This is a genomic window from Amycolatopsis sacchari (assembly GCF_900114035.1).
GTDB classification, from domain to species: Bacteria; Actinomycetota; Actinomycetes; order Mycobacteriales; family Pseudonocardiaceae; genus Amycolatopsis_E; species Amycolatopsis_E sacchari.
The window spans coordinates 108,763-132,769 of record NZ_FORP01000015.1 but is presented as its reverse complement, the minus strand read 5'-3'; the positions used below and the strand labels follow the sequence as shown (position 1 = coordinate 132,769).

The following is a 24,007-nucleotide window of genomic DNA, read 5'->3' as shown; positions in this document are numbered from 1 at the left end:
CCGGTGCGGACGTAGCGTCGGGGCCATGAGCACACGTACTTCCGCTGTGGGTTCCTTCCGCAGCCTCCCGGTGGACGACCCGGACGCGCTCGTCGACGTCGAGATCGAGGTCGGCGAGCCGGGACCGCACGACCTGCTGGTCGAAGTCCGCGCCGTGTCGGTGAACCCCGTCGACGTCAAGGTGCGGGCCGGGTTCGGCAGCGCGGACGAGCCGAAGGTCCTCGGTTTCGACGCCGCCGGGGTGGTGCGCGCGGTCGGGACCGAGGTGCGCGCGTTCGCGCCCGGCGACGAGGTGTACTACGCCGGTTCGATCAACCGCACGGGCAGCAACGCGGGGCTGCAGCTCGTCGACTCCCGCATCGCCGGGCACAAGCCCGCGAGCCTCGACTTCGCCGAGGCCGCCGCGTTGCCGCTGACCACGATCACCGCGTGGGAGGGCCTGTTCGACCGGTTCCGCGTCGGGCGGGACGCCACCGGCACGCTGCTCGTCGTCTCGGCGGCGGGCGGGGTCGGCTCGATGGTCCTCCAGCTGGCACGCAAGCTGACCGGGCTGGAGATCGTGGGCACCGCGTCGCGGCCGGAGTCCGCCGAGTGGGCGCGGGAACTGGGCGCCCACCACATCGCCGACCACCACGACCTCGTGCGGGAGGTCCGCAAGGTGGCGCCGGGCGGTGTCCAGTACGTCTTCTCGCCGGTCTCCGGGCAGAACGTCGAGGCCTACGCCGAGCTGCTGACGCCGCGGGGCGAGGTCGTGGCGATCGACGAGCCCGAAGGGATGGACCTGTTGCCGCTCAAGTCGAAGAGCCTGACGTGGCACTGGGAGCTGATGTTCACGCGGCCGCTGTACGAGCCGGAGAGCACCGCGCAGCGGGAGCTCCTGGACGAGGTCGCGCGGCTCGTCGACGCCGGCGAGCTGCGCACGACGCTGACGACCCGCCTGAGCGGGCTGACGGCGGAGAACGTGCGGGAGGCGCACCGGATGGTGGAGCGGGGAAGCATGATCGGCAAGGTCGTGATCGAGCGGTAGGTCAGGGGATTGGGACGGGCTTGCGGGCCGGTGCGGGTAGCGGCCCCACCCGTCTCCCGCCACCCCCTCAACGGGCGCGCTCCGCGCGGGTGAGCCGATTCAAGGCGGGCCTTCGCTCCGGGATCGCCGACTGACAGCGGGCGCGCTTCGCGCGGCTGAGCCGAGCCCGCGGCGGTGCCAGCTGCTCGGGTGGTGGAAGCGGCTCCGCGCCTTGCGAAAACCTAGGCCAGGCGTTCCGCGAGCGTCGTGAGGGCCTGTCCCAGTGGCAGGTCCACGCGGACCGCGGCGTGCTCGTCGCCGCGGGTGCGGCCGCGGTTGACGATCAGCACGGGTTTGCCCGCCTTCGCCGCGTGCCGGACGAACCGCAGGCCCGACATGACCGTCAGCGAGGAACCCAGGACCAGCAAGGCGTTCGCTTCGTCGACCAGGCGGTAGCACTCGTCCACGCGGGCGCGCGGCACGTTCTCGCCGAAGAACACCACGTCGGGCTTGAGCACGCCTTCGCACGCGACGCACGAGACGAGCCGGAACCCGCGGACGACGTCGTCGGGGAGGTCGGCGTCGCCGTCCGGGTTCACGCGCGTGACGTCGGCCCGGAACGACGGGTTCGCTTCGACGAGGCGCCGGTCGAGGGCCTCGCGCGAGCTGGTGCGGCGGCAGCCGAGGCACACCACGCGGTCGAGGCTGCCGTGCAGCTCGACGACGTCCCTCGCGCCCGCCGCCTGGTGCAGCCCGTCGACGTTCTGCGTGATGATCCCAGCCAGGTAACCGCGTCCGAGCAGGTCGGCGACCGCGTGGTGCCCGGCGTTGGGCCGGGCACCGGCGATCGTCCGCCAGCCCGCGTGACTGCGCGCCCAGTAGCGGCGCCTGCCGTCCTCGCTCGCGACGAACTCCTGGTACGTCATCGGCGTGTGCCGCCGGAGGGTGCCCTCGGCGCCCCGGTAGTCGGGAATGCCCGATTCCGTGGACAGGCCGGCGCCGCTGAGCACCACGACGCCGCCGTCCCCGACGACGCGCACGACCTCGGTCAGGTCCGTGGTCCTCGGTGCGGGCTCGCCGGTCGGGATCCAGGTCAGCGTCGGTTTCGTGCGCACGCGACCAGCTTAGGCCGCGGCGATCAGCTCGGATCCGGTTCGGGCACGGCGGGGAAGTCACCCTCGAGCGCGGCACGCGGCCAGGGCGGGGCCAGGACGACCTCCGCCCACAGCGTGGTGCCGTCGATGCCCCAGCGGGCGGCGAGACCGTCGAGGAGGAGGCGGGCACTGTCCGTCCACGCGGCTTCGGCCGGGCACGCCACCTCGGTGCGCGCCGTCCCGTCACGCAGCTTCAGCACCCGCACGGCACAGGGGCCGCCTGCCGAAATCCAGGCCAGTGTCGCCACCTCGTTCACCACGAGCAGCGCGTCGATCAGGTCCTTTTCGGCGACGCCGGACAGCAGGTCCCGGACTCGTCTGCGCAACACCGCCAGCGCGGCCGGCCCGTCCAGTACGAACCTGATCTCTTCCGGTGGGCGGGAAATGCGCGCGACCATGGAACACCTCCGCTGGCTGCTCAACGTAGGACAGCAGCGGCTACCCGCTACCCGTACCGGTGAAACCCGGCGGTGAGTCCCGTCACCCGGCGTCCACTGTGGATCTTGTTCGCCGTGCGCGGGAGAGCCGGGGAGGTCACAATCCGGGGTATGGCAGTAGGGGAGAGGTCAGCGCAGGAGCCGACGCCCGTCTTCGACGCGGTGCTGGCGAGCGTGCAGGCGGCCGCCGAGGCGCAGGAGCGGCCCGGGAACGAGGGGGAAGCCGCGGGACAGGCCGAGATGGCCGCCGCGGTCTGACGCCTCGGGGCTGCGGCCTGGCGGCACGGCACGGCGGCGGGCTGCGCGGCACGGCGGCGGGCTGCGCGCTGTGGTGGCGGGCGGATGGCGCACGGCGCACGGCGGTGCCGAGCGGTGGTGCCGAGCGGCGAGCGCGGGCGGTGGCGCACGGCGGTGCCGGGCGGGTGGCGACGTGCACGGCGGTGGCGGGCGCAGGGCGGTGCCGGGCGGTGGTCTGGTTCGCCGGGGGCGGCTGGCGTTGCGCGGATTTCCGGCGGTGGCCGCCCGTGATCAGGGGCGCCGGTGGGTGCGCGCGAGTTGCGGGCGCGTTCCGGCGGTGCTGGCGGAGGCGCCGCTTGTCGGTGAGGTGCGCCCCGATGCCCCCGCGCCTCAGGCCGTGCGCAGCTTGTCGAGGTTCGACTCCACCCACGAGCGCAGCGCGGCGAGGGGTTCGGCGACGCTCTGGCCCGGCTCGGTCAGCGAGTACTCGACGTGCAGCGGCACCGCCGGATAGACCGTCCGCTCCACGAACCCGTGCTCCTCGAGGCGGCGCAGCGTCTGCGTGAGCACCTTCGGGCTCACGCCCTGCAGCCTGCGCTGCAGCTCCCCGAACCGGAGCGGCCCCTCCTCCAGCGCGCCGATCGCGAGGGCGGACCACTTGTTCGCCAGCAGGTCCAGCACCTCGCGGCACGGGCACTGCGCGGAGTAGACGTCGTGGTGGTCGTGCCGGGCGGTCGGGCACGTCTGCATCGCCGCGGTCCTTTCCGTGGGGCCAGTACTTCCCGATCGATAGTAGCCGCCCCTCAGCGTTGTACGGCGCCCTTGCGGCCGACGAGGTGGAAGACGCGGCTCAGCTGCCGGTACGGGTCCCGCCTGCTGGCCTCGAGTTCGACCGCCGCGATCCGCTCCGCCTCAGCGGGATCCGGCTCGACCCCGCTGAATTCGAGCCAGTCGACGAACAGCCACACCCCGTACCAGCGCACCGGCTCGACGCCGTGACCTCGCAACAACGCGCTCACTTCGTCGACCGTGTCGGCCCGGGCCCGCACGCCCAGCACCCCGGTGCCGGTCCTCGTGTCGAACGCGGCCAGTGCGTCCTCCCACCGCCGCTCCAACGCGGGCTGCACGGCCGTCGCGGCGGCGTTGCCCGTCATGATCGAGACGATGCCACCTTCGGCGGCGCACCGGCACAGCTGCTCGACCACCGGTTCCGGCCGGTCGAGGTAGCCGAGCACGCCGTGGCACAACACGGCGTCGAAACGCCTGCCCTCCACCGCTTCGTCGGCGTGCTCACCGTCGGCCTGCACGAACGTCACCCGCTGCCGGGCTTCCTCCGGGAGCCGCTCCTTGGCACGGTCCAGCATCGCCGGTGAGGAGTCGAGCAAGGTGACGTCGTAACCGGCCCGCGCCAACGGGAAGGACTGGTGACCGGCGCCGCCGCCGACGTCGAGGACCGCGGCCGGCGGGGGCGGCAGGTGGTCCAGCAGGTGCCGGTGCAGCACGTACGTGCGCACCCTGCCCTTCACCGAGGCGTAAGCCCCGTCGACGAACTGCTCGGCCAGCCCGGCCCAGATGTCCTCGCCCACGCCGCCACCGTAGTGGCGTGCCTCAGGGCTGCGGCAGGCGTACCGGCGCGACCGAGCGGATGCTCGCCAGCACCGCGTTCAGGCTCGGCAGCCACCGCTGCCGCGGATCCGGCGCGACGAGCCAGTGCGTCAGGTCGTGGCCCTGGCCGGACGGCAGCCGGACCGGCGTGCCCGCCGTCAGCACGCGGACGCCCTCCGGCAGCGCGTCACCGGAGGGGGCGAGCATGTCGGCTTCCGCGAGCAGCACCACGACGGCGCCGCGCTTCGTCGGGACGCACACCGCCGGGCCTTCGCACCCCTGGCGCGCCACCGCCGCGAGCACGCGGTCCGACAGCGCCCGGGGGACGACGACCGCGGCGATGCCCGAGCCCGTCACGAGTTCGAGGCCGTTGTCGTGCAGGCGCACGGGCCAGCCGAACACGCGCCGGTACTCGTCACCGGAACCCGGAGGGGAAGCGAGATCCTGCTGAACGCTCATGTGCCTACCTCCCGGTGCCCCGACGCTGGACTGGTCCTCATCGTAACGGCACTGAGTGCCCTTAGCAACCGCGCCTGCTAGCTTCGGGGCATGTCCGTCGAGTCCCGGCAGCCGCCGCGCACCCGTGCCGGCCGCACCACGGCAGGCCGCCGCCGCCTCCGGCACGCGCTGACCGTCGCGGCCATCGACCTGTTCCTCGCGCAGGGCTACGACGCCACCACGGTCGACGAGATCGCCGCCGCCGCGGGCGTGGGCCGCCGCACCTTCTTCCGGTACTTCCGCTCGAAGGAGGACGCGATCTTCCCCGACCACGAGGAGGTCCTCCGCGACATCGAGCGCTCGCTGGCCACGGCGCTGCCCACCCAGGACCCGGTGGCGGTCGCGTGCACGGCGGTCGGGCTGGTGCTGGAGCACTACCTCGCCGACCCCGACGTGTCGCTGAAACGCTTCGCCCTCACCAGATCCGTCCCGTCGCTGCGGGACCGCGAGGTCGCCACCGTCGACCGGTACCAGCGCGTGTTCGCCCGCTACCTGCGCGAGCGCTTCCAGGCCGCGGGCGACCCGGCCGCGGACCTGCGGGCCTCGGTCGCGGCGGCCGCCGTCGCCGCCGCGAACAACCACGTCCTGCGCCGGTGGCTGCGCAGCGGCGGGAAGGACGACGTGCACGCCGCCGCGAAGGAGGCCTTCCAGCTCGTGGTGGACGCGTTCTCGCCGCCGGTCAAGCCCGGCGGGCAGACGGTCGTCGCGGTGCTGGAGGCCTCGGCGCCGGTGTCGGAGGTGGTGCGGCAGATCTCGGCGGCGCTCCGGCCCGCCGAGTGAAACCGAGTGGCACTGAGTGCCCTTAGCTCTCGGTGCCCTCGCCGCCCTCGTCCCGCTTGCGCTTGTACTCCTGCCACTCGCGCATCGTGCGGTGGTGCTGCTCCTCCAGCCAGCGCATGTAGTCCCGCATGTTGACCAGCCGCCGCCGGGGGCGCACGTCGGACTCGCCCAGCTCGGCGATCACGGCCTCGGCGTAGGCGCGCTGCCGCCGCAGGTGCAGCCGTTCGCCCGCGAGGAACGCGCCCCAGACGTCGTCCTCGGTGCGGAAGAAGTGGCCGCGCTGACCGGGCACCGGCACGCGGCGGATGAGACCGGCGTCGGCCAGCACGCGCGTCGCGGTCGAGATGGAGCCCTTGCTGGCGCGCAACGCCTCGGCGAGTTCGGCGGAGGAGCAGTACGGCTCGTTGCTCAGCATGAGGTAGGCCAGCACCCGGCCCTGCATCGGGGACAGCGCCTCGGCCTCCCACAGCAGGCCCATCTCCTCGACGAAGGCCAGCCGGCGGTCCTCGCCCAGGGTGTCTTCGGAAGGCATGCGGGACAGGATAGTCCAGCTGAACGTTCAAATGTATCTGAACGTTAACACAGTTCAGTGTTGACCAGTCGCTGAAGCTCGTGTGAACTGCTTCCCATTCCCCACCACTCCCGGCACGGAGGAGGAAGGCATGAGGCCTTCTTGGCGTTGGATGGCAGCGGCACTGACGGCGGTCGCTCTGGGAGCGAGCGCGTGCTCCGGAGGCGGAACCGCCGCCACCGGTGACGGCACGTTCTCGGTCGCCGTGATCGAGCCCGACCACCTGACGCCCGGCCGGGCCTCGGGCGGGCTGGACATCGTGGAGGCGTTGTTCGCCTCGCTGACCGAACTCGGGGACGACGGCTCGCTCCGGTACGTCCAGGCCGAATCGGTGACCAGCCAGGACAACACCACCTGGACGATCAAGCTCCGTCCAGGCTGGACGTTCCACAACGGCGAGCCCGTCACCGCCCACAGCTACGTCGACGCCTGGAACGCCACGGCCTACGGGCCCAACGGCTGGGCCAACAACGGCCAGCTCGCGGGCATCGCCGGGTACGCCGAGCTCAACAGCGCGCAACCCGCCACGAAGGAGCTCTCCGGGCTCAAGGTGGTCGACGACCTCACCTTCACCGTCGCACTGTCCAAACCAGACAGCCAGTTCCCGTACCAGCTCACGCCCGCGATGCTGGGCTTCTACCCGCTGCCCAAGGCCGCCTTCACCGATCCCGAGGCCTTCGACCGGGCGCCCATCGGCGACGGTCCCTTCAAGATGGAGGGCAAGTGGGAGACCGGCGGGCGCATCACCACCACCCGCTACGACGCCTACCAGGGTGAGAAGGCCAAGTCCGCCGGTGTCACCTTCGTGATCTACAGCGACACCGCGACCGCCTACACCGACGCCCAGGCGGGCAACGTCGACGTGTTCATGGTCCCGCAGGACAAGTACCAGCAGGTGCGCGCCGACTTCCCGGACCGCGTGGTGACCTACGACGCCGTCGCGATCGACTTCCTCGGGCTGCCCCCGCAGGACCGGCGGTTCGCCGACATCCGCGTGCGGCAGGCGCTGTCCATGGCGATCGACCGCGACGCGATCAACAAGGCGATCTTCGCGGGCATGTACCGGCCATTGGACTCGCTGCTGCCGGACACCGCGATCGGCGGCGGCACCGACTCGTGCGGGCGTTACTGCACCTTCGACCCGGCGGCGGCGAAGCAGCTGCTCACCGAGGCCGGGGGCTTCTCCGGCACGCTGGAGCTGTGGCTGCCCGCGGGGGTGGGCTACGAGCAGACCTTCGAGGCCATCGCCAACCAGCTGCGGCAGAACCTGGGGCTGCAGGTCGCGGTGCGCACCCAGCCGGACTTCGCGCAGTTCCTCGCGGCGCTGGACAACCACACGATCACCGGGCCGTACCGCGCGCACTGGGGTTCGCTGTACCCGAGCGCGCAGAACGTGCTCACCTCCGTGTTCACCGAGACCGGTGTCGGGTACTCCGCGTCCTACTACTCCAACCCCGAGGTGAGCGCGCTCATCGAACAGGGCAACGCTGCGACGCCCGAGGCCGCGGCCGCGATCTACCACCAGGCCGAGGCGCGGATCATGCGGGACTTCCCGGTGATCCCGCTGTTCAGCGACGCCTACGTGTACGCGTACGGCCCGCGGGTCTCCGGCGTCAAGGTCGGCTCGGCCGAGCTCGACCTCACCGGCATCACCGTCTCCTGAGGAAGGACGCGAAACCCTTGTTCGACCGCATTTCCCGGCTCGCCGCCGAGGTGCCGCCCATCGCCGGGTTCGCCGGGGCCGACGCGTTGCGCACCGCGATCGAGGAGATCGCGCGCGACCACCCTGAGCACACCGAGCTGCGCCGCATCGGCAGCTCGCGGCTGGGCGAACCGCTGTGGTGCCTGACCGTCCACGGTGGACCGGAGCACGTCGTGGTGGTCGCCGCGGTGCACCCCAACGAACCGGTCGGCGGGCTGACGTCGGTGCACCTGGCGAAGCTGCTCACCGAGGACGACGCGCTGCGTGCGGACCTGGGGTGCACGTGGCACATCGTGCCGTGCGTGGACCCCGACGGCACGCGGCTCAACGAACCGTGGTTCGCCCCGCCGCTGACGTTCGACTCCTACGGCCGCGCGTTCTACCGGCCCGCGCCCGACGAGCAGGTCGAGTGGACGTTCCCCTTCGCGTATAAGGGGAACTTCTTCGACAAGGTGATGCCGGAGACGGTCGCGTTGATGCGCCTTCTCGACGAGACCAAGCCGATGTTGTTGTGCGCGCTGCACAACGGCGAGTACGGCGGGGTGTTCTACTACCTGAGCGACACGACCGACGAGCTCAACCGGCAGCTCGCCGCGCTGCCGGAAAGCCTCGGCCTGCCGTTGCACACCGGCGAGGGCGAGGCGGGGTTCATCGAGCAGATCGCGCCCGGCGTCTTCCGCGGCTTCACCGCCGAGGAGGAGTGCGACTTCATGCTCGAACTGGGCCTCGACCCGTCGCGGAGAACGGGCGGCGCGTCCAGCGGTGCCTACGCCGCCCGGTACGGAACCGCTTATCTGGCAACGGAAGTGCCGTACTGGGCGGACGCCAGGGCCGACGACCACACGCCGTTGGACATCTCCTACGCCGCCCTGCTCGCCGAGCGGGGGAAGCGGACGGAGGAGACCGCGAAACTGTTGTCGGGCGTCCTGGAGTCGGTGCGACCGGACCTCACCGTGCGCTCGCCGTTCCTGCGGGCGACCGAGGCCTTCGTGCCCTACCTCGCGGACGCCGCCGAATCCGAGCTCGCGCGGGCGCGGCTGCCGGAGAACGACCGGCCCGCCGTCGTCGCCGAGCAGTTCGCCTCCACGTCGGGGCTGCAGTCCGCGCGGATCCGGTTCGGGGGCATGCTGCTGCGGGCGCTCGCCGCGGAGATCGGCATCGGCAACGGCACGCCGGCGATCCGCGGCGGCTTCGCCCGGCTCGACGAGATCTACCGCGGCTGGCTCGCGGAAGCCGAGATGCCGCAACCGATCCCGCTCGCGAAGCTGGTCGGGGTGCAGCTCGGCGCGATCCTGTCCACGACCGTGGCGCTGAGCGGATGACCCGGTACGTCGCGTCGCGCCTGGCCCAGCTGGTGCTCGTGTTCTTCGGCGTGACGCTGCTCATCTACCTCGCCGTGTACGTGCTGCCCGGCGACCCGATCCGCGCGATGGCGGGGGACCGGCCGCTGCCGGACAGCGTGGTGCACACCCTGCGCGCCCGCTACCACCTCGACGACCCGGTGTTCCTGCGGTACTTCCGGTACCTCGGCGGACTGCTCACCGGTGACCTCGGCACGGACTTCACCGGGCGGCCGGTCGCGACGCTGATGGCGCAGCGCTGGCCGGTGACGGCGACGCTCGCGCTCACCGCGTGGGCGCTGGAGGTGGTGCTGGGCCTGGTCGCCGGGACCTTCGCGGCGCTGCATCGCGGCCGGACGCTGGACCGCGTGATCCTGCTGCTGTCGGTGCTGGCGATCTCGGTGCCGGTGTTCGTGCTCGGCTACACCGCGCAGCTGGTGTTCGGCGTGCGGCTCGGGTTGTTCCCCGTCGCCGGGACCGGGCACGGCTGGCCGATGGGGTACCTGCTGCCCGCGCTGGTGCTGGCGGTGATCGCGTCGGCGTCGGTGACGCGGCTCGTGCGGGCCGGTGTGCTGGAGAACCTGGGCGCCGACCACGTCCGCACGGCCGTCGCGAAAGGACTGCCGTGGCGGCGTGTCGTGACCCGGCACGTGCTGCGCAACTCGCTGCCCGCCGCCGTCACGTACCTGGCCGTGGACCTCGGTTTCCTGCTGGGCGGCACGGTGATCATCGAGAGCATCTTCAACCTGCCGGGGGTGGGGCAGCTGCTGTTCCAGTCGATCGGGGCCAGGCAGGGGGCCGTCGTGGTCGGCGTCGCGACCGCGCTCGTGCTGGTGTTCCTGCTGCTCAACCTCGTCGTGGACCTGCTGTACGGCGTGCTCGACCCGAGGATCCGCCGTGCTTAGGCGGCCGCGGCTGGTGGTGGCCGCCGTCATCGTGGTGCTGATGGCGGCGATCGCCGCGTTCCCGGGGTTGTTCGCGGGCTGGTTCGGGCACGGTGACCCGCGGGTGTGCGACCTCGCGGTCAGCAACCTCGGGCCGAGCGCCGGGCACCCGTTCGGCTTCGACAAGCAGGGCTGCGACGTCTACGCCAACGTCATCTACGGTGCCCGCGCGTCGATCACGGTCGGTGTCCTGGTCACGCTCGGCTGCCTCGTGCTCGCGCTCGTGCTGGGCACGCTCGCCGGGTACTACGGCGGGTTCGCCGACGCCGTGATCTCGCGGCTGTCCGAGGTGTTCCTCGGCGTGCCGCTGCTGCTGGGCGCGCTCGTGCTGCTCGGCGTGCTGCGCGACCGTTCCGTGTGGACGGTCTCGCTGGTGTTGATCGTCTTCGGCTGGCCCACGCTGACGCGGGTCACGCGGTCCACCGTGCTCGCGGTGCGGGACCTCGAGTACGTCGACGCCGCGCGGGCGCTCGGGGCGCGGGACCTGGACCTGATGCGGAAGCACGTGGTGCCGAACGCGATCGGGCCCGTGCTCGTCCTCGCGACCACTACAGTCGGAGGCGTGATCGCCGCGGAAGCCTCGCTGACCTACCTCGGGATCGGGCTGACCTCGCCCGCGATCTCGTGGGGGCTCCAGCTTTCCGCGGCCCGCAACGACTTCGCGGCCGCACCCCACCTGCTGCTGTTCCCGTCGGCGTTCCTGAGCGTCGCGGTGCTGGGCTTCATGCTGCTCGGCGACGCGGTGCGGGACGTGCTGGACCGGCGGACCTGACGGAAAGGACCTTCCTCGTGCTCGACCTGCTCATCGAGGACGCGAACGTGCTCACGATGGACCCCGCGCGGCCGGTGGCGTCGCGGATCGGCGTGTGGCGCGGGCGGATCCTCGGGCTGGACGACGACGTGGCCGGCCTGTCCGCGCGCCGCACCGTGCGGCTCGGCGGCGCGACCGTGCTGCCCGGGTTCGTCGACGCGCACACCCACATGGTGTGGTCCGGGATGAGCCTGGGTGGCACCGACATCACGGGCCTGCGTGACCGCGGAGAGGTGCTGGAGGTGCTGAGGCGCGCGTGCGCGCAGGCCGCGCCGGGGGACTGGGTGGAGGTGACCGGCTACGACCAGCGGCCCATCGGCGGGCACTTGACGCGCGCGGAACTCGACGCGGTCGCGGACGGGCGGCGGCTGTGGCTGCAGCACACGTCCGGGCACGCGGGAGTGGTCAACAGCGTGGTGCTGGACGGCATCGACCTGGGGCCGTTGGGCGCGGACGTCGGCTACGACGACGGCGAGCCCAACGGGCTGATGCTCGAACGCGCGCAGATCGCGGTGCGCCGCGCGCGCCTGCCGTACCGGGTGAGCGAACTGGTCGGGGCCATCGAACGCGCCGGGCGGGCGTGCCTGGCGCAGGGCATCACCACCTGCGCGGAGGCCGGGATCGGCGGCGGGCTCATCGCGACGCCGCCGGTGGAGGTGGCGGCGTACCAGACCGCACGGGAGACCGGGCGGCTACCGGTCCGGATGCAGCTGATGGTCGCGTCCGACGGGCTGCGTGAGCTGGCCGCGCACGCGGACGACGGCATCACGCGCGGGATCGACCTCGGCCTGCGGACCGGGTTCGGCGACGAGACGCTGGGCATCGGCGCGCTCAAACTGTGGCTGGACGGCGGGATCATGGCCCGCACAGCCGCGCTCACCGCACCGTACGTGGGCAGCACCGACGCCGGCCAGCTGCAGGAGGACCCGGCCGCGCTGCGGCAGGTGATCCTCGACGGGCACACCGCGGGCTGGCAGCTCGCCGTGCACGCGATCGGCGACCGCGCGCTGGACCTCGCGCTCGACGCGATCGCCGAGGCGCAGGCGAAGGTGCCGCGACCGGACGCGCGGCACCGCATCGAGCACTGCGGGCTCGTCCGCGACGACCAGCTGCCCCGCCTCGCCGAACTCGGCCTGACCGCCGTCCTGCAGCCGGAGTTCCTGTGGGACAACGGGGACGACTACTCCGACGTGCTCGGGCCGGACCGCGCGGGCTGGCTGTACCGGGGCAGCGCGCTGCTCGACGCCGGGGTCGCGATCGCGTCCAGTTCGGACCGCCCGGTGGTGGCGGGCGCGCCGTTGCGGGCGATCCAGTTCATGGTGGAACGGCGCTCGAACACCGGGCGCGTCGTCGGGCCGGGGGAGGAGCTGACGGTCGCCGAGGCCCTCGCGGCGGCGACGATCGGCGCGGCGCGTGCGTGCCGCCGGGAGCACCTGTGCGGCAGCGTGGAACCGGGCAAGCTCGCTGATTTCACCGTGCTGGAACGGAATCCGCTCGACGTGCCCCCCGGGGAGCTGGCGGGGGCCGGCGTGCGGGCGACGGTGCTGGGCGGGGAGGCGGTCTACGGCGAGCTGTGACGCGGCCGCCAGGGGATCTGCGCGGACGTGGTGCGCTGGTACTCGGCGTACTCCGGGTACCGGCTGCGGCTGATGCTCTCGGTGAACCGGGTGGACCCGAGGAACAGCAAGGTGAGCAGCACGGCCCCGATGACCGTCCACTGCCAGGGCGAGCCCGCGGCCAGCGCGCCGAACGCGAACACCGCCCACCACTGCGCCTGCTCGAAGAAGAAGTTGGGGTGCCGCGAGTAGCGGAACAGCCCGGTCTGCACGAACCGCCGCCGCTCACGGCCCGCCCGCTTGCGCTGCTGGAAGTTCCACTGCTGCTGGTCGGCGATCGTTTCCCCGGCGAGGAAGGCCAGGAACAGCACGGCCACGACGGCGTCCCACGCGCCGAACGGTGTGCGGTGCTGAAGCGCCGTGTACGCGGGCAGCGTGATCAGCAGCAGGATCACGTTCTGGTACAGCGAAATGAAGAAGAAGTTGAACAGCTGGAACTGCCACGGCTTCATCCGCTCACGCAGGAACGCCCACCGGTAGTCCTCCCCGCCCGGCGCGTACCCGCCCTTGCGCGCGAAGTTGAACGTCAGCCTCGCGCCCCACAGCGCGACGAGCGCGAGCATGACGTCCAGCCGCGCGTCGGCGAACCCGGCCTGGCCCGCGAACACCGCGACGTAGACGATCGGCACCAGCGACCAGATCCGGTCCACCCAGGAGTGTTCCCGCGTCACGAGCGAGAGCAGCCAGGTCACGAGCACGACCCCGGCGAAGATTCCCACGCAGACCAGCACGTCGTCACTCTACTGACGTGCGCCCGCCCGGCCGTCCGGTTACCCTCTTCCGGTGAGACGAGTCGGCGCGGTCACCTCCGCGCGGGGCCTGGCGGCACACGACCACGTCTGCTGGTCCTACTCCGACCGCGCCGGGTTCCGGTCGGTCGTGCGGGAGTTCCTCGCGGACGGGCTCGCGGCGGGGCAGCGGGTCCAGTACGTGACGACCGAACACGACGACTTCACCCGGGGTTTGGAAGGGGTCCAGGTCTCGCTCGTGCACGAGAGCTATGACGCCGCCCGTGTGCTCGATCCCGCCGTGCAGGTCCGGGGCTACGCGGCCGCGGCCGACGCGGCGCTGCGGGACGGCTACACCGGGTTCCGCGTGGCGGCGGACGTGACGGAGCTGGTGCGCACCCCCGAGGGTTTCGCGGCCTTCGCCCGGTACGAGCACCTCGTCGACCGGATGATCTCCGCGCGGCCGTTCACCGGGCTGTGCGGCTACGACCGCGGCGCGGTGCCGGACGACGTCCTCACCCAGCTCGCGGCACTGCACCCGCTGAGCAACTCCGAGCCACCGTTCCGGCTGTACGCGTCCGGGTCCGACGGGGTCGCGCTCGCCGGGGAACTGGACCTGACCGGACGGGCGCTGCTGCCCCTCGCGCTCACCCACGCCGACCTGCGGCCGGAGCGCCGCTGCCTGTACGTCGAAGCCCGCGCGGTCGAGTTCGTCGACCACCGGGCGCTCGTCGCGCTCGCCGAGCACGCGCGCGAGCGCGGGTTCGCGGAGGTCGTGCTGCGCAGCCGGTCGCGTTGCCCCGCCAGGCTGGTCGAGCTGCTCGGCCTCGAGGGCATCCGCGTCGAGGTGGCCCGATGAGGACAGGAGCGGCGGCCGGGTACGAGGGCTACTACCACGAGGCGGTGTACTACTCCTCCGACGAGGAACTGCTCGCCGTCGTGGTCCCGTTCCTGCTCGGCGGGGTCGAGGCGGGGGAGCCGACGGTGGTCTCGCTCGGCGCGCGCAACGCCGGGCTGCTGCGGGAGGCGCTGGGAGACGTGGACGGGATCGTGTACCAGTCCGGCGGCGCGGTGTACGCGCGCCCGGCGGCGGCGATCCGGTCGTACCAGCGGTTGCTGCGCGACTACGTGGCGCAGGGCGCCGGCCAGATCCGGATCATCGGTGAGATCCCGCCCGAGGGCCTCGGCGCGACGTGGGACTGGTGGGCGCGGTACGAGGCCGCGATCAACGTGGCCTACGACGACTATCCACTGTGGAGCATGTGCGCCTACGACACGCGGAGCACGCCGGCGCCGGTGCTCGCCGACGTCGCGAGGACGCACCCGCGCAGCGCGGAACCCGGCGGCACCCACCGGCCCAGCCCCGCCTACGCGGGGGCGGAGGCGTTCCTGCGCGAGGCGCGCCTCGTCGAAGCCGATCCGCTGGAGGCGGGGGCGCCGGTCGTCGACCTGCGCGATCCGATGCCCGCCGAGGCGCGGCGCGCGCTGCTCGCGGCGAACCGCACCGACCTGAGCGCCGACGACCTGGAGGACTTCCTGGTCGCCGTGAGCGAGGTCGTCACGAACTCGCTCGAACACGGGCTGCCGCCGGTGCGCCTGCGGTGCTGGTCCACCCGCGAACGCTGCGTGGTGACGGTGGCCGACGGCGGCCACGGGCCGGAGGACCCGTTCGCGGGCCTGCTGCCCGCGGCGAAGGCGCCCCACGGTGGGCTCGGGTTGTGGCTGGCGCACCAGCTGTGCGACCACGTCACGTTCGGCCGCGGCCGGGACGGGGAGTTCGTCGTCCGGCTCACCGCCGGGCGGCTCCCGGGCTGAGACGCCTAGGCACGCGCGGAGAAGCGGGAGCGGGCGCTAAACCCGCCGTTGTGCGGCGTACAAACAAGCGGCCGCGATCACCACGAAGGACACCGCCGCGGTCCAGGCCCACCACGCCGCCATGCTGACGGCCAGGTAGAACTGCATCCCGGCGGTGGCGGCGAAGATCAGCGCGCACAGCAGCCACCACCAGCGGCGGTTCCGCGCACCGGCGGCGCCGGAATGGACGTGCACGACGCATCACCTCGGCCAGGGTCTGGGGCAGGGGCACCCCCACCGCGGCGAGGCGGGCCGGTGAGCCCGGGCCACCGGCGGGGTCCTTGCACGGTTATCGGCACAGGACCCCGGCCGTTACGTCCTTCAGTCCGCGGCGAGCGCTTCCTCGGCCGTGGGGTAGATCGCGAGCAGCTCGTCGAGTCCGGTCATGCGGAACGCGCGCTGGGTCTCCCGCGCGGAGGCGACGATGCGCAGGCTGCCCTGCGACCCGGCCTGCTCGTGGGCGCCGACCAGTGCCGCCAGACCCGCCGAACCGAGGAAGTCCACCTTGCTGAGGTCGACCACGACGGTGCGCGGGTGCTGGTCCAGCAGTTCCCGCAGGGAGTCCGCCAGCTGCGGGGAGGTGAGCATGTCCAGGTCTCCGGCCACCGAGAGCACCACGACGCCGGGGTCGGCCCGGCGGGTCGACAGGCTCAGCGAGCCGGGGTGGGGAACGGGCGGCTGCGTCACGCGGAGACCTCCCTGTGCCGGCGCCTCGACGGCGCGGATCGGATGTGCGGACCGGGTCGAGGCAGGGGAACGACAGCGCCGAACCCACACCCCTGACACGCCTTCCCGTGCGGGGAAGGCGTGCGAAGACGGCTGTGGGCTCAACCGTGCAGTCGTGATCTTGCGATCGGCAAACGCGCTCGCACTTCCACGACGGGCCTACATTAACCTCCCGGATTCCGGGCCTGTCGGCGGGCCGTCCCCAGGTCGCCGCGCGTTTCCGCGTCGCGACCGCGGGTATCCGGAGCGCAGGAGGACGGGCGAGGTCAGCGGAGGTGGTGGCCCCATGTCCGTGGCGCGGCAGTACGGCGAGCGGCTCGAACAGCTCACCCTGAACGGGCTCGCGGAGCTGGGCGGGATGCGGGAACTGGTCCGCGCCCTGTTGTTCGACTGCGGGCAGGACGACGTGATCGACGCCGTCCTGGTGGCCGACGAACTGGGCACCCTCGCCTGTGAGTACGGCGACCTCCCCGCGACGGTCCGGGTGGCGCGGTCCTACCAGCGCCCGTCCCTGCGGATCTCGGTTTCCGCCCCGCACCTCGCGCTGCCGATGTCCCCGAGCCGGGCGCGCACCAGCAGGCACGTGCTGGAGGCGTGCACGGCCGCCTGGGGCATCGGCGCGGAGGAGGGCGGCATGACCCTGTGGGCTTGCGTCGCGCTGCCGAGCGCCGCCGCGTGGCAGGACGCCGAGCGCGACGGGTTCCCCGAGCAGCGGCTGCCCGTCCGCTGAACCGATGCGACTGTCCCGATAGGACGGTCCGCGCAGCGTTGCTGTGCCTGTGAGTAGCGGCTGCGTCACCGTATCTCGTGGCGATGGGGGGCAAAGGTTTCACCGTTCCCGTTTCCGGGCAGCTGAAGAACATCGCGAATTTCCGGAAGGTGGGGAGGGAGACCATGAGCATGACAGCGGATCGCCCGTGTCTTGCGGCCACCGCGGCGGACGAACTCGCCGCCGCCGTGGCCGCGGCACTGCGGCCCGACGACGCGCCACTGGACTACGCGCCGTGCCGACGGGGGGTCGGCGCGGCGGTGGAACGGCTCGGCGCGGCGTTGCGGGACCTGATCACGGAACTGACGCCCAAATCGCCATCGGCAGGGGACACCGCGGCCGTGCGGGCGACCGACCTCGCGGCCGACATCCGCTTCGTGCGGCCGACGGAGTTGTGACGGGGCGGCGTGGGCCTCGGCGGGCATGACCGCCCGGGACGGACCTGGCCGGCGCGGCTGACGCGACCGGCCAGGGCAGGTGGACCCTCGCCGGTACGGCCGAAAGTCCCCACCAACCGGGGCCGAACGCCCGGTGTGCGGAGGCCGTCGCGGTCCGTACTTTCCCCTTGAGGGAAAGGCGGACGGCGATGACCCAGGCTCCGATCGTGGTGGGGGTGGACCGCTCCGGTGCCGCGCGCTTCGCGGTGCGCTGGGCCGAGGACGTGGCACGGCGGCACCGGGCGCCGCTGCGCCGGGTGCACGCCGGACCGGTGCCAGTCGGCCCAGGGGTGGGGGTGGTCGACGGGGCGCCGTTGCCGGTGCTGCTGGCGGAAGCCCGCTCGGCGCGGATGCTGGTGGTCGGGCCGACAGGGGAGGTGCCCGGAATGCCCGGGTCACTGCCCGCGCGGCTCGCCGCGTACGCCGACTGTCCGGTCGCTATCGCGAGGCAGGGCGGGGACGGGCCGGTGGTCGCCGGCATCGACGGTGGCCCGTTGTCCGACGCGGTGCTCGACGCCGCCTTCGACGAGGCCGCGAGCCGGGGCGCACCGCTCGTGGCGGTGCACGCCTGGAGCGACGCGGAGATCGAGGGCACGCCGGACCGGTACCTCGGCTGGGAACCGGTGGCGGAGGCCGAACGCCGCGTGCTGGGCGAGAACCTGGCCGCGTGGCAGGAGAAGTACGCCGACGTCCCTCTCCACCGCGTCGCGGTGCGCAACCGGCCGCGGCACCTGCTGCTGGAGTGGAGCACGCGGGCACAGCTCGTCGTCGTGGGCAGCCGGGGCCGGGGTGGTTTTCCCGGCATGGCGCTGGGCTCGGTGGCCCACGCGCTCGTGCAGCACGGACACGGCCCGGTGCTGGTGATCCGGCCGCCCGCTGGGGGAGCTTGCCCGGGGTGACGGGCAAGCCAGGCACGCGGCGACCGCCCGCTGCGGCCACGGCCCGGTGCTGGTGATCCGGCCGCCCGCTGCGGCAGCGTGCCCGGGGGTGACGGGCAGACCCCGCACCCGGCGGCCAGGCGCGGCCACCGGCTGCGGCAGCGTGCCCGGGATGACCGGCAGGCCCCGCACCCGGCGCACCCCACCCCCGCCCGCTACAGCAGCTTGTCCAGGGTGACCGGCAGGTCCCGCACCCGGCGGCCGGTGGCGTGGTACACCGCGTTGACCACGGCCGCCGCCGTGCCCACGATGCCGATCTCCCCGATGCCCTTGCTGCCCATCGGGTTCACGTGCGGGTCGTGCTCGTCGAGCCAGCGCGCCTCGATCTCGCGCACGTCCGCGTTGGCCGTGATGTGGTACTCCGCGAGATCGTGGTTGACGACGTGGCCGGTGCGCGGGTCGAGCACGCTCTGTTCGTGCAGCGCCATCGACAGGCCCATCGTCATCCCGCCGATCAGCTGCGAGCGCGCGGTGCGGGGGTTGATGATGCGCCCCGCCGCGAACACGCCCAGCAGCCTCGGCACCCGCACTTCGCCGGTGCCGGCGTGCACCCGCGCCTCGGCGAACTGGGCACCGAACGCGTACATCGCGTAGCGCTGCATCGCCTCGTTCTTGCCCGCGGTGGCCTCGGCTTCGTCGCCGTCGTGCGGGTCGTCGCCGTACTTCGCGCGGAACGCCCGCGCCGCTTCCACCACGGCCCAGCCCCAGCTCGCCATGCCCGACGAGCCGCCCGCGACCGGTGCCTCCGGGTACGCGGTGTCCCCGATCCGCACCTCGACGTCCTCCAGCGGCACGTCGAGCGCGTCGGCCGCCACCTGCGGCAGCGCCGTCCACGTGCCGGTCCCGAGGTCGGCCGCCCCGGTCTCGACGACGTAGCGGCCCCGCTCGAACCGCACCAGCGCGGTCGCCCCGGCCTTGAAGTACGTGGGGTACACCGAGGACGAGACGCCTGTGCCCACGAGCCAGCCGTCCTCCAGCCGCACGCCGGGACGCGGGTCTCGTGACTCCCAGCCGAACCGCGCCGCGCCCTCGCGCAGGCACGCCACCAGGTTCCGGCTGGAGAACGGGTTGCCGGTCTCGGGATCCCGCTCGGGCTCGTTGCGGATCCGCAGCTCGATGGGGTCCATGCCGAGCTTCTCCGCCAGCTCGTCCATCGCGACCTCGGGCCCGAACATGCCGGGGCACTCACCGGGCGCGCGCATCCACGACGGCACCGGCACGTCCAGCGCCGCCAGCCGGTGCGTCGTGCGGCGGTTCGGCGCGGCGTACATCATCCGCGCCGGGATCCCGGTCTGCTCCGCGAACTCCTTGATCTTCGACGTCTGCTCCACCACGTCGAGCGACAGCGCCGACAGCTTGCCGGACGCGTCCGCCCCGAGCCGCATCCGCTGGATCGTCGGCGTGCGGTACCCGGCGAGGGAGAACATCTGCTGCCGCGTCAGCGCGAGCTTGACCGGCCGGTCCGGCAGCGCCCGCGCGGCGAGCACCGCGAGCACGACGTTCGCGTGCGGCAGGCCCTTCGAGCCGAACCCGCCGCCGACGTACGGGCAGATCACCCGCACCCGTTCCAGGTCGAGCCCGAACAGCTTCGCGATGGCCTGGCGGGCCGGGTGCACGCCCTGCGTGGAGTCCCACAGCGTCAACGACGTCCCGTTCCACAACGCTGTGGTCGCGTGCGGCTCCAGGGGATTGTTGTGGTACATCGGCGTGGGGTAGGTTTCGTCCACAGTGTACTCGGCTGACGCCATCGCGGCGTCCACGTCGCCTTCGTCGGTGTCCGTGGGGAAGCTCGGGTTGACCTTCTCGGGCTTGTACAGGTCGTCGCGGTCGGCGGACAGCTCCGCGTCGTGGGGTTCCTGCGCGTAGTTCACCCGCACGAGGTCGGCCGCCTCCCGGGCGATCTCGGAGGTCTCGGCGACGACGGCGCCGACGAGCTGCCCGCGGAAGGCGACGGACCGGTCCTGCAGGATCGCGAGTTCCTTGTCCTCAAGGGAAACGAGCCGTTCCGCCTGTCCCGCGGTGAGGATCGCCAGCACCCCGTCGAGCCGTTCGGCGGCGGACGTGTCGATTTCCGTGATGCGGCCGCGGGCGATGGTCGCCTGGATCGGGTGGCAGTAGGCGGGCCGGTCGACGGGTGCCTCGTACGCGTAGGCCGCGGTACCGGTGACCTTCAGCTGTCCGTCGCGGCGGGCGGTGTCCCGGCCCATCGCGCGGGGTTCGAGCAGGCCGGTCACGCGCACACCTCCTTCAGCACCGAAACGAGCGTCCTGGTCAGCAGTGGGACCTTGAACGCGTTGCCCTCGTCCGTGCGGGCGTCGCGCAGCTCGGCCTCGGCGGCGGCGCGGAAGTTGTCCTCTGTGGACTCTCGTCCGCGCAGCACTTCTTCGGCCCGGTACGCGCGCCATGGTTTGTGCGCCACTCCGCCGAAAGCCAGCCGGATGTCGGAGATCGTGCCGTCCCGCACCTCCGCCGCGGCGGCGACGGACACGAGCGCGAAGGCGTAGGACGCGCGGTCGCGGACCTTGCGGTAGCGCGAGTTCCGTGCCGGCGGCAGCGGGGGCACGTCGATCGCCGTGATCAGCTCGCCGTGGTCGAGCACCGTGTCCTTCTCGGGCCGGTCGCCCGGCAGCCGGTGCAGCTCGGTGAACGGGATCGTGCGCTCGCCTCCCGGTCCCAGCACGTGCACCTCCGCGTCGAGCGCCGCGAGCGCGACGGCGAGGTCCGAAGGGTGGGTGGCGATGCAGTGCTCTGAGGCGCCGAGGATGGCGTGGTAGCGGGTGTACCCGCCGATCGCGGAACAGCCGGAGCCGGGCTCGCGCTTGTTGCACGGTGTCGTGACGTCTTGGAAGTACACGCACCTCGTGCGCTGCAATGGGTTTCCGCCCGTGGTCGCCATGTTCCGCAGCTGCCCGGTCGCGCCCGACAGCAGTGCCTGCGCCAGCACGGGAAAGCGCTTTCGCACGCGCCGGTCCGCCGCGAGGTCGCTGTTGCGCACGGCCGCCCCGATCGACAGGCCGCCGTCGGGCCGGTCGGTGATCTCGGCGGAGGTCAGCGAGGTGACGTCGACGAGGAGGTCGGGCTGCGCGACGCCGAGCTTGAGGTGGTCGACGAGGTTCGTGCCCCCGCCGAGGAACGCCGATGACGGATTCGCCGCGACGGCGCGCACGGCGGCGAGGGCGTCGGCGGGTGCTTCGTACGTGAACGGTTTCACCGCGCCTCCCCGGCCTGCCGCACGGCGGAGACGATGTTGACGTAGGCGCCGCAGCGGCACAGGTTCCCGCTCATCCGCTCGGCGATCTCCTCGCGCGTCAGCTCGGGCTCGGCTTCGAGGTCCTCGGTGACGTGGCTCGGCATGCCCTGGGCGACCTCGTCGAGCAGGCCGGCGGCGGAGCAGATCTGGCCCGGCGTGCAGTAGCCGCACTGGAACGCGTCGCGGTCCACGAACGCCTGCCGCACCGGGTGGTCGAGCCCCGCGGCGGTGGTGACCTCGGCTCCGTCGTGCGCGATGGCGAGCGTGAGGCACGACAGCACGCGGCGTCCGTCGAGCAGCACCGTGCACGCGCCGCACTGGCCGTGGTCGCACCCCTTCTTCGGGCTCAGCCGTCCCGCCCGCTCGCGCAGGGCGTCCAGCAGCGTGGTGCGTGGATCGATGGGGATGCGCAGGTCCTCGCCGTCCACGCGCAGCGTCGTCTCGGCCTCCATGCCCGCTGGCCTACCCCCGCGGCCACCCGGCAAACGACCGGCGGCCACTTCGGGCACGGCCGCCGGAGTTGCGAAACCTCACATTTCCACCTTAGGTATGGCTAAGTTAAGTTACGGGGCGTGAGCACGACCGCCCGGCTTCCGCTGTTCCCCGTCCTGCTGGTGCCGGCGTTGGCCTTGGCGGTCGCGGCCAGCCTCGTGCTGGGCAGCAACGATCTCGGCCTCGCCACCGCGGTCCACGTGCTCCTGCACGACGACGGCAGCGAGGCGGCGACGATCGTGCGGGACGTGCGGCTGCCACGCACCGTGCTCGGCGTCCTGTGCGGGCTCGCGCTCGGCGCGGCCGGGGCGCTCATGCAGGGCCACACCCGCAACCCGCTGGCCGATCCCGGGCTGCTCGGCGTCAACGCCGGTGCCGCGCTCGCCGTCGCGCTCGCCGCGAACGTGCTGTCCGTCGCCTCGCCCGCCGGGCAGGTGTGGTTCGGCTTCGGCGGCGCGCTGCTGGCGACGGCGGTCGTGTTCGCGATCGGTTCGCGGGGCGGCACCCGCGTCAGCCCCGTCCCGATGGCGCTCGCCGGGGCGGCGGTGACCGCGCTGCTGTCGACGCTCACCTCGCTCGTGGTGCTGGCCGACGCGCCGACGCTGGACGTCTACCGCCGGTGGGTGGTCGGCGCGATCGGGGGCCGGGACGCGGGGATCAGCCTCGCGATCCTGCCGTTCGTGGCCGCCGGGCTGGTGCTCGCGATGCTCAACACGCGGGCGCTGAACGCCGTGGCGCTGGGGGAGGACGCCGCACGGGGGCTCGGCCAGTCCGTCGCGGCGGGGCGCCTGACCGGGCTCGCGGCGGTCACGTTGCTGGCCGGGTCGGCGACCGCGGCGGCGGGGCCGATCGCCGCGCTCGGGCTCGTCGTCCCGCACCTCGTGCGGCCGCTGACCGGGCCGGACCACCGGCGGCTCGTGCCGTGCTCCGCGCTGGCCGGAGCGGTGCTGCTGCTGGCGGCGGACGTCGTGGGACGGCTCGTCGGCGGCGCGGCCGAGGTGCCCGCCGGGATCGTGGTCGCCGTGCTCGGCGGCGGGGCCTTCGTGCTGATCGCCCGGCGCGGCCGGCTGGTGAGGCTCTGACGTGGTCGCGACCCTCGGCCTCCGCCGGAACCCCCGTGCCCTCACCGTGTGCCTCGTCGCGCTCGCGGTGCTGCTCGTCGTGACGGCCGTCGGCGTCACGATCGGCGAGTACCCGCTCGAACTCGGCAGCCTGCCGGAACTGCTGACCGGCGGCGGCGCGCGGCTGGACCGGCACATCCTGTTCGACCTCCGGCTGCCCCGGGCGGTCACGGGCTGCCTCGCGGGTGCGTGCCTCGGTCTCGCGGGGGCGATCACGCAGACGGTCTCGCGGAACCCGCTGGCCACACCGGACATCCTCGGCGTGACGGGCGGAGCGTCCGCCGCGGCGGTTTCGGTGATCGTCTTCGGTGGCGGCGTCTACGCGATCACCAGCGGCCTCTCCGCGGTCGGCGTTCCCCTCGCCGCGCTGGTGGGCGGGCTGCTCGCGGCGACGGCGGTGTACGGACTGTCGTGGCGGCACGGCGTCGACGGGTACCGGCTCGTGCTCGTCGGACTGGGGTGCGCCGTCATCCTGACCGCGCTCACGTCGTGGCTGCTGGTGCTGGCGAGCGTCAACAGCGCCGCACAGGCGACGGTGTGGCTGGTCGGATCGATCAGCGCGGTCGGCTGGGACCAGGCGGTGCCGCTGCTCGTGCTGTCCGCCGTGCTGGTCCCGGCGGCGCTGACCCTGCCGCGCACGCTGGCGGTGACCCAGCTCGGCGACGACGCGGCGGTCGCGCTCGGCCTCCGCCTGCAGACCGCGCGCCTCGGCGCGCTGGGGATCGCGGTCGGCCTGACGGCCGCGGCCGTCGCGGCGGCGGGTCCCGTCGGGTTCGTCGCGCTGATCGTGCCGCAGATCACGCTCCGCCTCACCGGTGGCTCGCGCCCGCCGCTGGTCGCTTCGGCGCTCGGCGGCGCGGTGCTCGTGCAGGCCGCGGACCTCGCCGGACGGACGCTGTTCGGCTTGGAGGTCCCGGTCGGCCTGATCACCGCGGTGCTGGGCGCGCCCTACCTCATCCGGCTCCTCCTGCGCAGAACACGAGAAAGGTGA

At 72.9% G+C, this 24,007-nt stretch carries 27 protein-coding genes; 15 read left to right on the top strand and 12 right to left on the bottom strand.

Going from position 1 to position 24,007, the window contains the following annotated elements; all coding sequences use genetic code 11:
• Window positions 1-25: 25 nt before the first annotated feature.
• A complete protein-coding gene (locus BMZ92_RS23665) occupies window positions 26-1,027 on the top strand; it encodes a zinc-binding alcohol dehydrogenase family protein (RefSeq protein ID WP_091511506.1) in 1,002 nt (333 codons plus the stop codon).
• Between the two features lie 221 nt (window positions 1,028-1,248).
• On the opposite strand, the gene BMZ92_RS23660 is transcribed toward BMZ92_RS23665, so the two are convergent.
• On the bottom strand, window positions 1,249-2,121 hold the full coding sequence (locus tag BMZ92_RS23660; RefSeq protein ID WP_091511503.1) for an NAD-dependent protein deacetylase: 873 nt from the start codon (window positions 2,119-2,121) through the stop codon (window positions 1,249-1,251).
• A gap of 23 nt (window positions 2,122-2,144) precedes the next feature.
• On the bottom strand, window positions 2,145-2,558 hold the full coding sequence (locus BMZ92_RS23655; protein WP_091511500.1) for a hypothetical protein: 414 nt from the start codon (window positions 2,556-2,558) through the stop codon (window positions 2,145-2,147).
• Between the two features lie 150 nt (window positions 2,559-2,708).
• Between BMZ92_RS23655 and BMZ92_RS37505 the strand changes: the two genes are divergently transcribed.
• Window positions 2,709-2,855, top strand: coding sequence for a hypothetical protein (locus BMZ92_RS37505; RefSeq protein WP_177228842.1), 147 nt, complete (start codon window positions 2,709-2,711; stop codon window positions 2,853-2,855).
• A 369-nt stretch (window positions 2,856-3,224) separates the two neighbouring features.
• Here BMZ92_RS37505 and BMZ92_RS23645 read toward each other — a convergent pair whose 3' ends face one another.
• Genes BMZ92_RS23645 through BMZ92_RS23635 form a run of 3 tightly spaced genes read right to left on the bottom strand, consistent with a single transcriptional unit; the run spans window position 3,225 to window position 4,898 of the window.
• Window positions 3,225-3,584: a winged helix-turn-helix transcriptional regulator gene (locus BMZ92_RS23645; RefSeq protein ID WP_091511495.1), complete on the bottom strand. Its 360-nt coding sequence runs from the start codon at window positions 3,582-3,584 to the stop codon at window positions 3,225-3,227.
• A 53-nt stretch (window positions 3,585-3,637) separates the two neighbouring features.
• Entirely contained in the window at window positions 3,638-4,420 is a 783-nt protein-coding gene (locus BMZ92_RS23640; protein WP_091511493.1) for a class I SAM-dependent methyltransferase, read from the bottom strand.
• A 22-nt stretch (window positions 4,421-4,442) separates the two neighbouring features.
• Window positions 4,443-4,898, bottom strand: coding sequence for a hypothetical protein (locus BMZ92_RS23635; protein ID WP_091511491.1), 456 nt, complete (start codon window positions 4,896-4,898; stop codon window positions 4,443-4,445).
• A 90-nt stretch (window positions 4,899-4,988) separates the two neighbouring features.
• Here BMZ92_RS23635 and BMZ92_RS23630 point away from each other — a divergent pair, with 90 nt between their 5' ends.
• Window positions 4,989-5,717, top strand: a complete 729-nt coding sequence (locus BMZ92_RS23630) for a TetR family transcriptional regulator (protein WP_091511489.1) — start codon at window positions 4,989-4,991, stop codon at window positions 5,715-5,717.
• A gap of 22 nt (window positions 5,718-5,739) precedes the next feature.
• Here BMZ92_RS23630 and BMZ92_RS23625 read toward each other — a convergent pair whose 3' ends face one another.
• Complete coding sequence (locus BMZ92_RS23625) at window positions 5,740-6,249, bottom strand: GbsR/MarR family transcriptional regulator (protein ID WP_091511487.1); 510 nt, start codon at window positions 6,247-6,249, stop codon at window positions 5,740-5,742.
• A 151-nt stretch (window positions 6,250-6,400) separates the two neighbouring features.
• Here BMZ92_RS23625 and BMZ92_RS23620 point away from each other — a divergent pair, with 151 nt between their 5' ends.
• From BMZ92_RS23620 to BMZ92_RS23600, 5 genes are read left to right on the top strand one after another with little or no spacing between them, the layout of a single operon-like run.
• Window positions 6,401-7,951, top strand: coding sequence for a peptide ABC transporter substrate-binding protein (locus BMZ92_RS23620; RefSeq protein ID WP_218153539.1), 1,551 nt, complete (start codon window positions 6,401-6,403; stop codon window positions 7,949-7,951).
• 17 nt (window positions 7,952-7,968) lie between these two features.
• Window positions 7,969-9,312 (top strand): M14 family zinc carboxypeptidase, encoded by a 1,344-nt coding sequence (locus BMZ92_RS23615; RefSeq protein WP_177228841.1) that lies wholly within the window; start codon window positions 7,969-7,971, stop codon window positions 9,310-9,312.
• Entirely contained in the window at window positions 9,309-10,235 is a 927-nt protein-coding gene (locus BMZ92_RS23610) for an ABC transporter permease (RefSeq protein ID WP_091511480.1), read from the top strand. The genes BMZ92_RS23615 and BMZ92_RS23610 overlap by 4 nt, the downstream gene beginning before the upstream one ends.
• Window positions 10,228-11,046 (top strand): ABC transporter permease, encoded by an 819-nt coding sequence (locus BMZ92_RS23605; RefSeq protein WP_218153538.1) that lies wholly within the window; start codon window positions 10,228-10,230, stop codon window positions 11,044-11,046. Before BMZ92_RS23610 ends, BMZ92_RS23605 begins: the two co-directional genes overlap by 8 nt.
• Before the next feature lie 17 nt (window positions 11,047-11,063).
• Window positions 11,064-12,662 carry an amidohydrolase gene (locus BMZ92_RS23600; RefSeq protein ID WP_091511477.1) on the top strand — a complete coding sequence of 533 codons (1,599 nt, stop codon included), beginning with the start codon at window positions 11,064-11,066 and terminating at the stop codon, window positions 12,660-12,662.
• Here the strand turns inward: BMZ92_RS23600 and BMZ92_RS23595 are convergent.
• The gene (locus BMZ92_RS23595; RefSeq protein ID WP_091511476.1) at window positions 12,647-13,432 is read right to left on the bottom strand and encodes a DUF1295 domain-containing protein; all 786 of its coding nucleotides are present in this window, start codon (window positions 13,430-13,432) and stop codon (window positions 12,647-12,649) included. The genes BMZ92_RS23600 and BMZ92_RS23595 overlap by 16 nt on opposite strands.
• A 52-nt stretch (window positions 13,433-13,484) precedes the next feature.
• Here BMZ92_RS23595 and BMZ92_RS23590 point away from each other — a divergent pair, with 52 nt between their 5' ends.
• Together BMZ92_RS23590 and BMZ92_RS23585 are read left to right on the top strand one after the other, a co-directional pair.
• Window positions 13,485-14,288: an MEDS domain-containing protein gene (locus BMZ92_RS23590; protein ID WP_091511474.1), complete on the top strand. Its 804-nt coding sequence runs from the start codon at window positions 13,485-13,487 to the stop codon at window positions 14,286-14,288.
• Entirely contained in the window at window positions 14,285-15,244 is a 960-nt protein-coding gene (locus BMZ92_RS23585) for an anti-sigma factor RsbA family regulatory protein (protein WP_091511472.1), read from the top strand. Before BMZ92_RS23590 ends, BMZ92_RS23585 begins: the two co-directional genes overlap by 4 nt.
• Window positions 15,245-15,280: 36 nt before the next feature.
• On the opposite strand, the gene BMZ92_RS23580 is transcribed toward BMZ92_RS23585, so the two are convergent.
• Both BMZ92_RS23580 and BMZ92_RS23575 read right to left on the bottom strand, forming a co-directional pair.
• Window positions 15,281-15,478, bottom strand: coding sequence for a hypothetical protein (locus tag BMZ92_RS23580; protein WP_091511470.1), 198 nt, complete (start codon window positions 15,476-15,478; stop codon window positions 15,281-15,283).
• A gap of 126 nt (window positions 15,479-15,604) precedes the next feature.
• Window positions 15,605-15,970 carry an STAS domain-containing protein gene (locus BMZ92_RS23575; RefSeq protein ID WP_091511468.1) on the bottom strand — a complete coding sequence of 122 codons (366 nt, stop codon included), beginning with the start codon at window positions 15,968-15,970 and terminating at the stop codon, window positions 15,605-15,607.
• Between the two features lie 325 nt (window positions 15,971-16,295).
• On the opposite strand from BMZ92_RS23575, the gene BMZ92_RS23570 reads away from it, so the two are divergent.
• The 3 genes from BMZ92_RS23570 to BMZ92_RS23560 all read left to right on the top strand — a co-directional run bounded on the left by BMZ92_RS23570 (window position 16,296) and on the right by BMZ92_RS23560 (window position 18,114).
• Window positions 16,296-16,739, top strand: coding sequence for an ATP-binding protein (locus tag BMZ92_RS23570; protein WP_091511466.1), 444 nt, complete (start codon window positions 16,296-16,298; stop codon window positions 16,737-16,739).
• Between the two features lie 170 nt (window positions 16,740-16,909).
• Window positions 16,910-17,176 (top strand): hypothetical protein, encoded by a 267-nt coding sequence (locus tag BMZ92_RS23565; protein WP_143249931.1) that lies wholly within the window; start codon window positions 16,910-16,912, stop codon window positions 17,174-17,176.
• A 188-nt stretch (window positions 17,177-17,364) separates the two neighbouring features.
• Window positions 17,365-18,114 carry a universal stress protein gene (locus BMZ92_RS23560; protein WP_091511462.1) on the top strand — a complete coding sequence of 250 codons (750 nt, stop codon included), beginning with the start codon at window positions 17,365-17,367 and terminating at the stop codon, window positions 18,112-18,114.
• A 194-nt stretch (window positions 18,115-18,308) separates the two neighbouring features.
• On the opposite strand, the gene BMZ92_RS23555 is transcribed toward BMZ92_RS23560, so the two are convergent.
• The 3 genes from BMZ92_RS23555 to BMZ92_RS23545 are packed head-to-tail and all read right to left on the bottom strand — an operon-like array spanning window position 18,309 to window position 21,855.
• Window positions 18,309-20,387: a xanthine dehydrogenase family protein molybdopterin-binding subunit gene (locus BMZ92_RS23555; RefSeq protein WP_091511665.1), complete on the bottom strand. Its 2,079-nt coding sequence runs from the start codon at window positions 20,385-20,387 to the stop codon at window positions 18,309-18,311.
• A complete protein-coding gene (locus BMZ92_RS23550; RefSeq protein WP_091511460.1) occupies window positions 20,384-21,364 on the bottom strand; it encodes an FAD binding domain-containing protein in 981 nt (326 codons plus the stop codon). The genes BMZ92_RS23555 and BMZ92_RS23550 overlap by 4 nt, the downstream gene beginning before the upstream one ends.
• Window positions 21,361-21,855, bottom strand: a complete 495-nt coding sequence (locus BMZ92_RS23545) for a 2Fe-2S iron-sulfur cluster-binding protein (protein WP_091511457.1) — start codon at window positions 21,853-21,855, stop codon at window positions 21,361-21,363. The genes BMZ92_RS23550 and BMZ92_RS23545 overlap by 4 nt, the downstream gene beginning before the upstream one ends.
• A gap of 120 nt (window positions 21,856-21,975) precedes the next feature.
• Here BMZ92_RS23545 and BMZ92_RS23540 point away from each other — a divergent pair, with 120 nt between their 5' ends.
• Window positions 21,976-22,977 carry a FecCD family ABC transporter permease gene (locus BMZ92_RS23540; RefSeq protein ID WP_091511455.1) on the top strand — a complete coding sequence of 334 codons (1,002 nt, stop codon included), beginning with the start codon at window positions 21,976-21,978 and terminating at the stop codon, window positions 22,975-22,977.
• A gap of 1 nt (window position 22,978) precedes the next feature.
• Window positions 22,979-24,007, top strand: a complete 1,029-nt coding sequence (locus tag BMZ92_RS23535) for a FecCD family ABC transporter permease (protein WP_091511452.1) — start codon at window positions 22,979-22,981, stop codon at window positions 24,005-24,007.

Bases quoted from the DNA above. Each gene is read 5' to 3' on its own strand.
- BMZ92_RS23645 (WP_091511495.1), bottom strand. From the start codon at position 3,584: ATGCAGACGTGCCCGACCGCCCGGCACGACCACCACGACGTCTACTCC.
- BMZ92_RS23585 (WP_091511472.1), top strand. From the start codon at position 14,285: ATGAGGACAGGAGCGGCGGCCGGGTACGAGGGCTACTACCACGAGGCG.
- BMZ92_RS23560 (WP_091511462.1), top strand. From the start codon at position 17,365: ATGACCCAGGCTCCGATCGTGGTGGGGGTGGACCGCTCCGGTGCCGCG.
- BMZ92_RS23665 (WP_091511506.1), top strand. From the start codon at position 26: ATGAGCACACGTACTTCCGCTGTGGGTTCCTTCCGCAGCCTCCCGGTG.
- BMZ92_RS23655 (WP_091511500.1), bottom strand. From the start codon at position 2,558: ATGGTCGCGCGCATTTCCCGCCCACCGGAAGAGATCAGGTTCGTACTG.
- BMZ92_RS23630 (WP_091511489.1), top strand. From the start codon at position 4,989: ATGTCCGTCGAGTCCCGGCAGCCGCCGCGCACCCGTGCCGGCCGCACC.
- BMZ92_RS23620 (WP_218153539.1), top strand. From the start codon at position 6,401: ATGGCAGCGGCACTGACGGCGGTCGCTCTGGGAGCGAGCGCGTGCTCC.
- BMZ92_RS23610 (WP_091511480.1), top strand. From the start codon at position 9,309: ATGACCCGGTACGTCGCGTCGCGCCTGGCCCAGCTGGTGCTCGTGTTC.
- BMZ92_RS23565 (WP_143249931.1), top strand. From the start codon at position 16,910: ATGACAGCGGATCGCCCGTGTCTTGCGGCCACCGCGGCGGACGAACTC.
- BMZ92_RS37505 (WP_177228842.1), top strand. From the start codon at position 2,709: ATGGCAGTAGGGGAGAGGTCAGCGCAGGAGCCGACGCCCGTCTTCGAC.
- BMZ92_RS23625 (WP_091511487.1), bottom strand. From the start codon at position 6,249: ATGCCTTCCGAAGACACCCTGGGCGAGGACCGCCGGCTGGCCTTCGTC.
- BMZ92_RS23635 (WP_091511491.1), bottom strand. From the start codon at position 4,898: ATGAGCGTTCAGCAGGATCTCGCTTCCCCTCCGGGTTCCGGTGACGAG.
- BMZ92_RS23570 (WP_091511466.1), top strand. From the start codon at position 16,296: ATGTCCGTGGCGCGGCAGTACGGCGAGCGGCTCGAACAGCTCACCCTG.
- BMZ92_RS23545 (WP_091511457.1), bottom strand. From the start codon at position 21,855: ATGGAGGCCGAGACGACGCTGCGCGTGGACGGCGAGGACCTGCGCATC.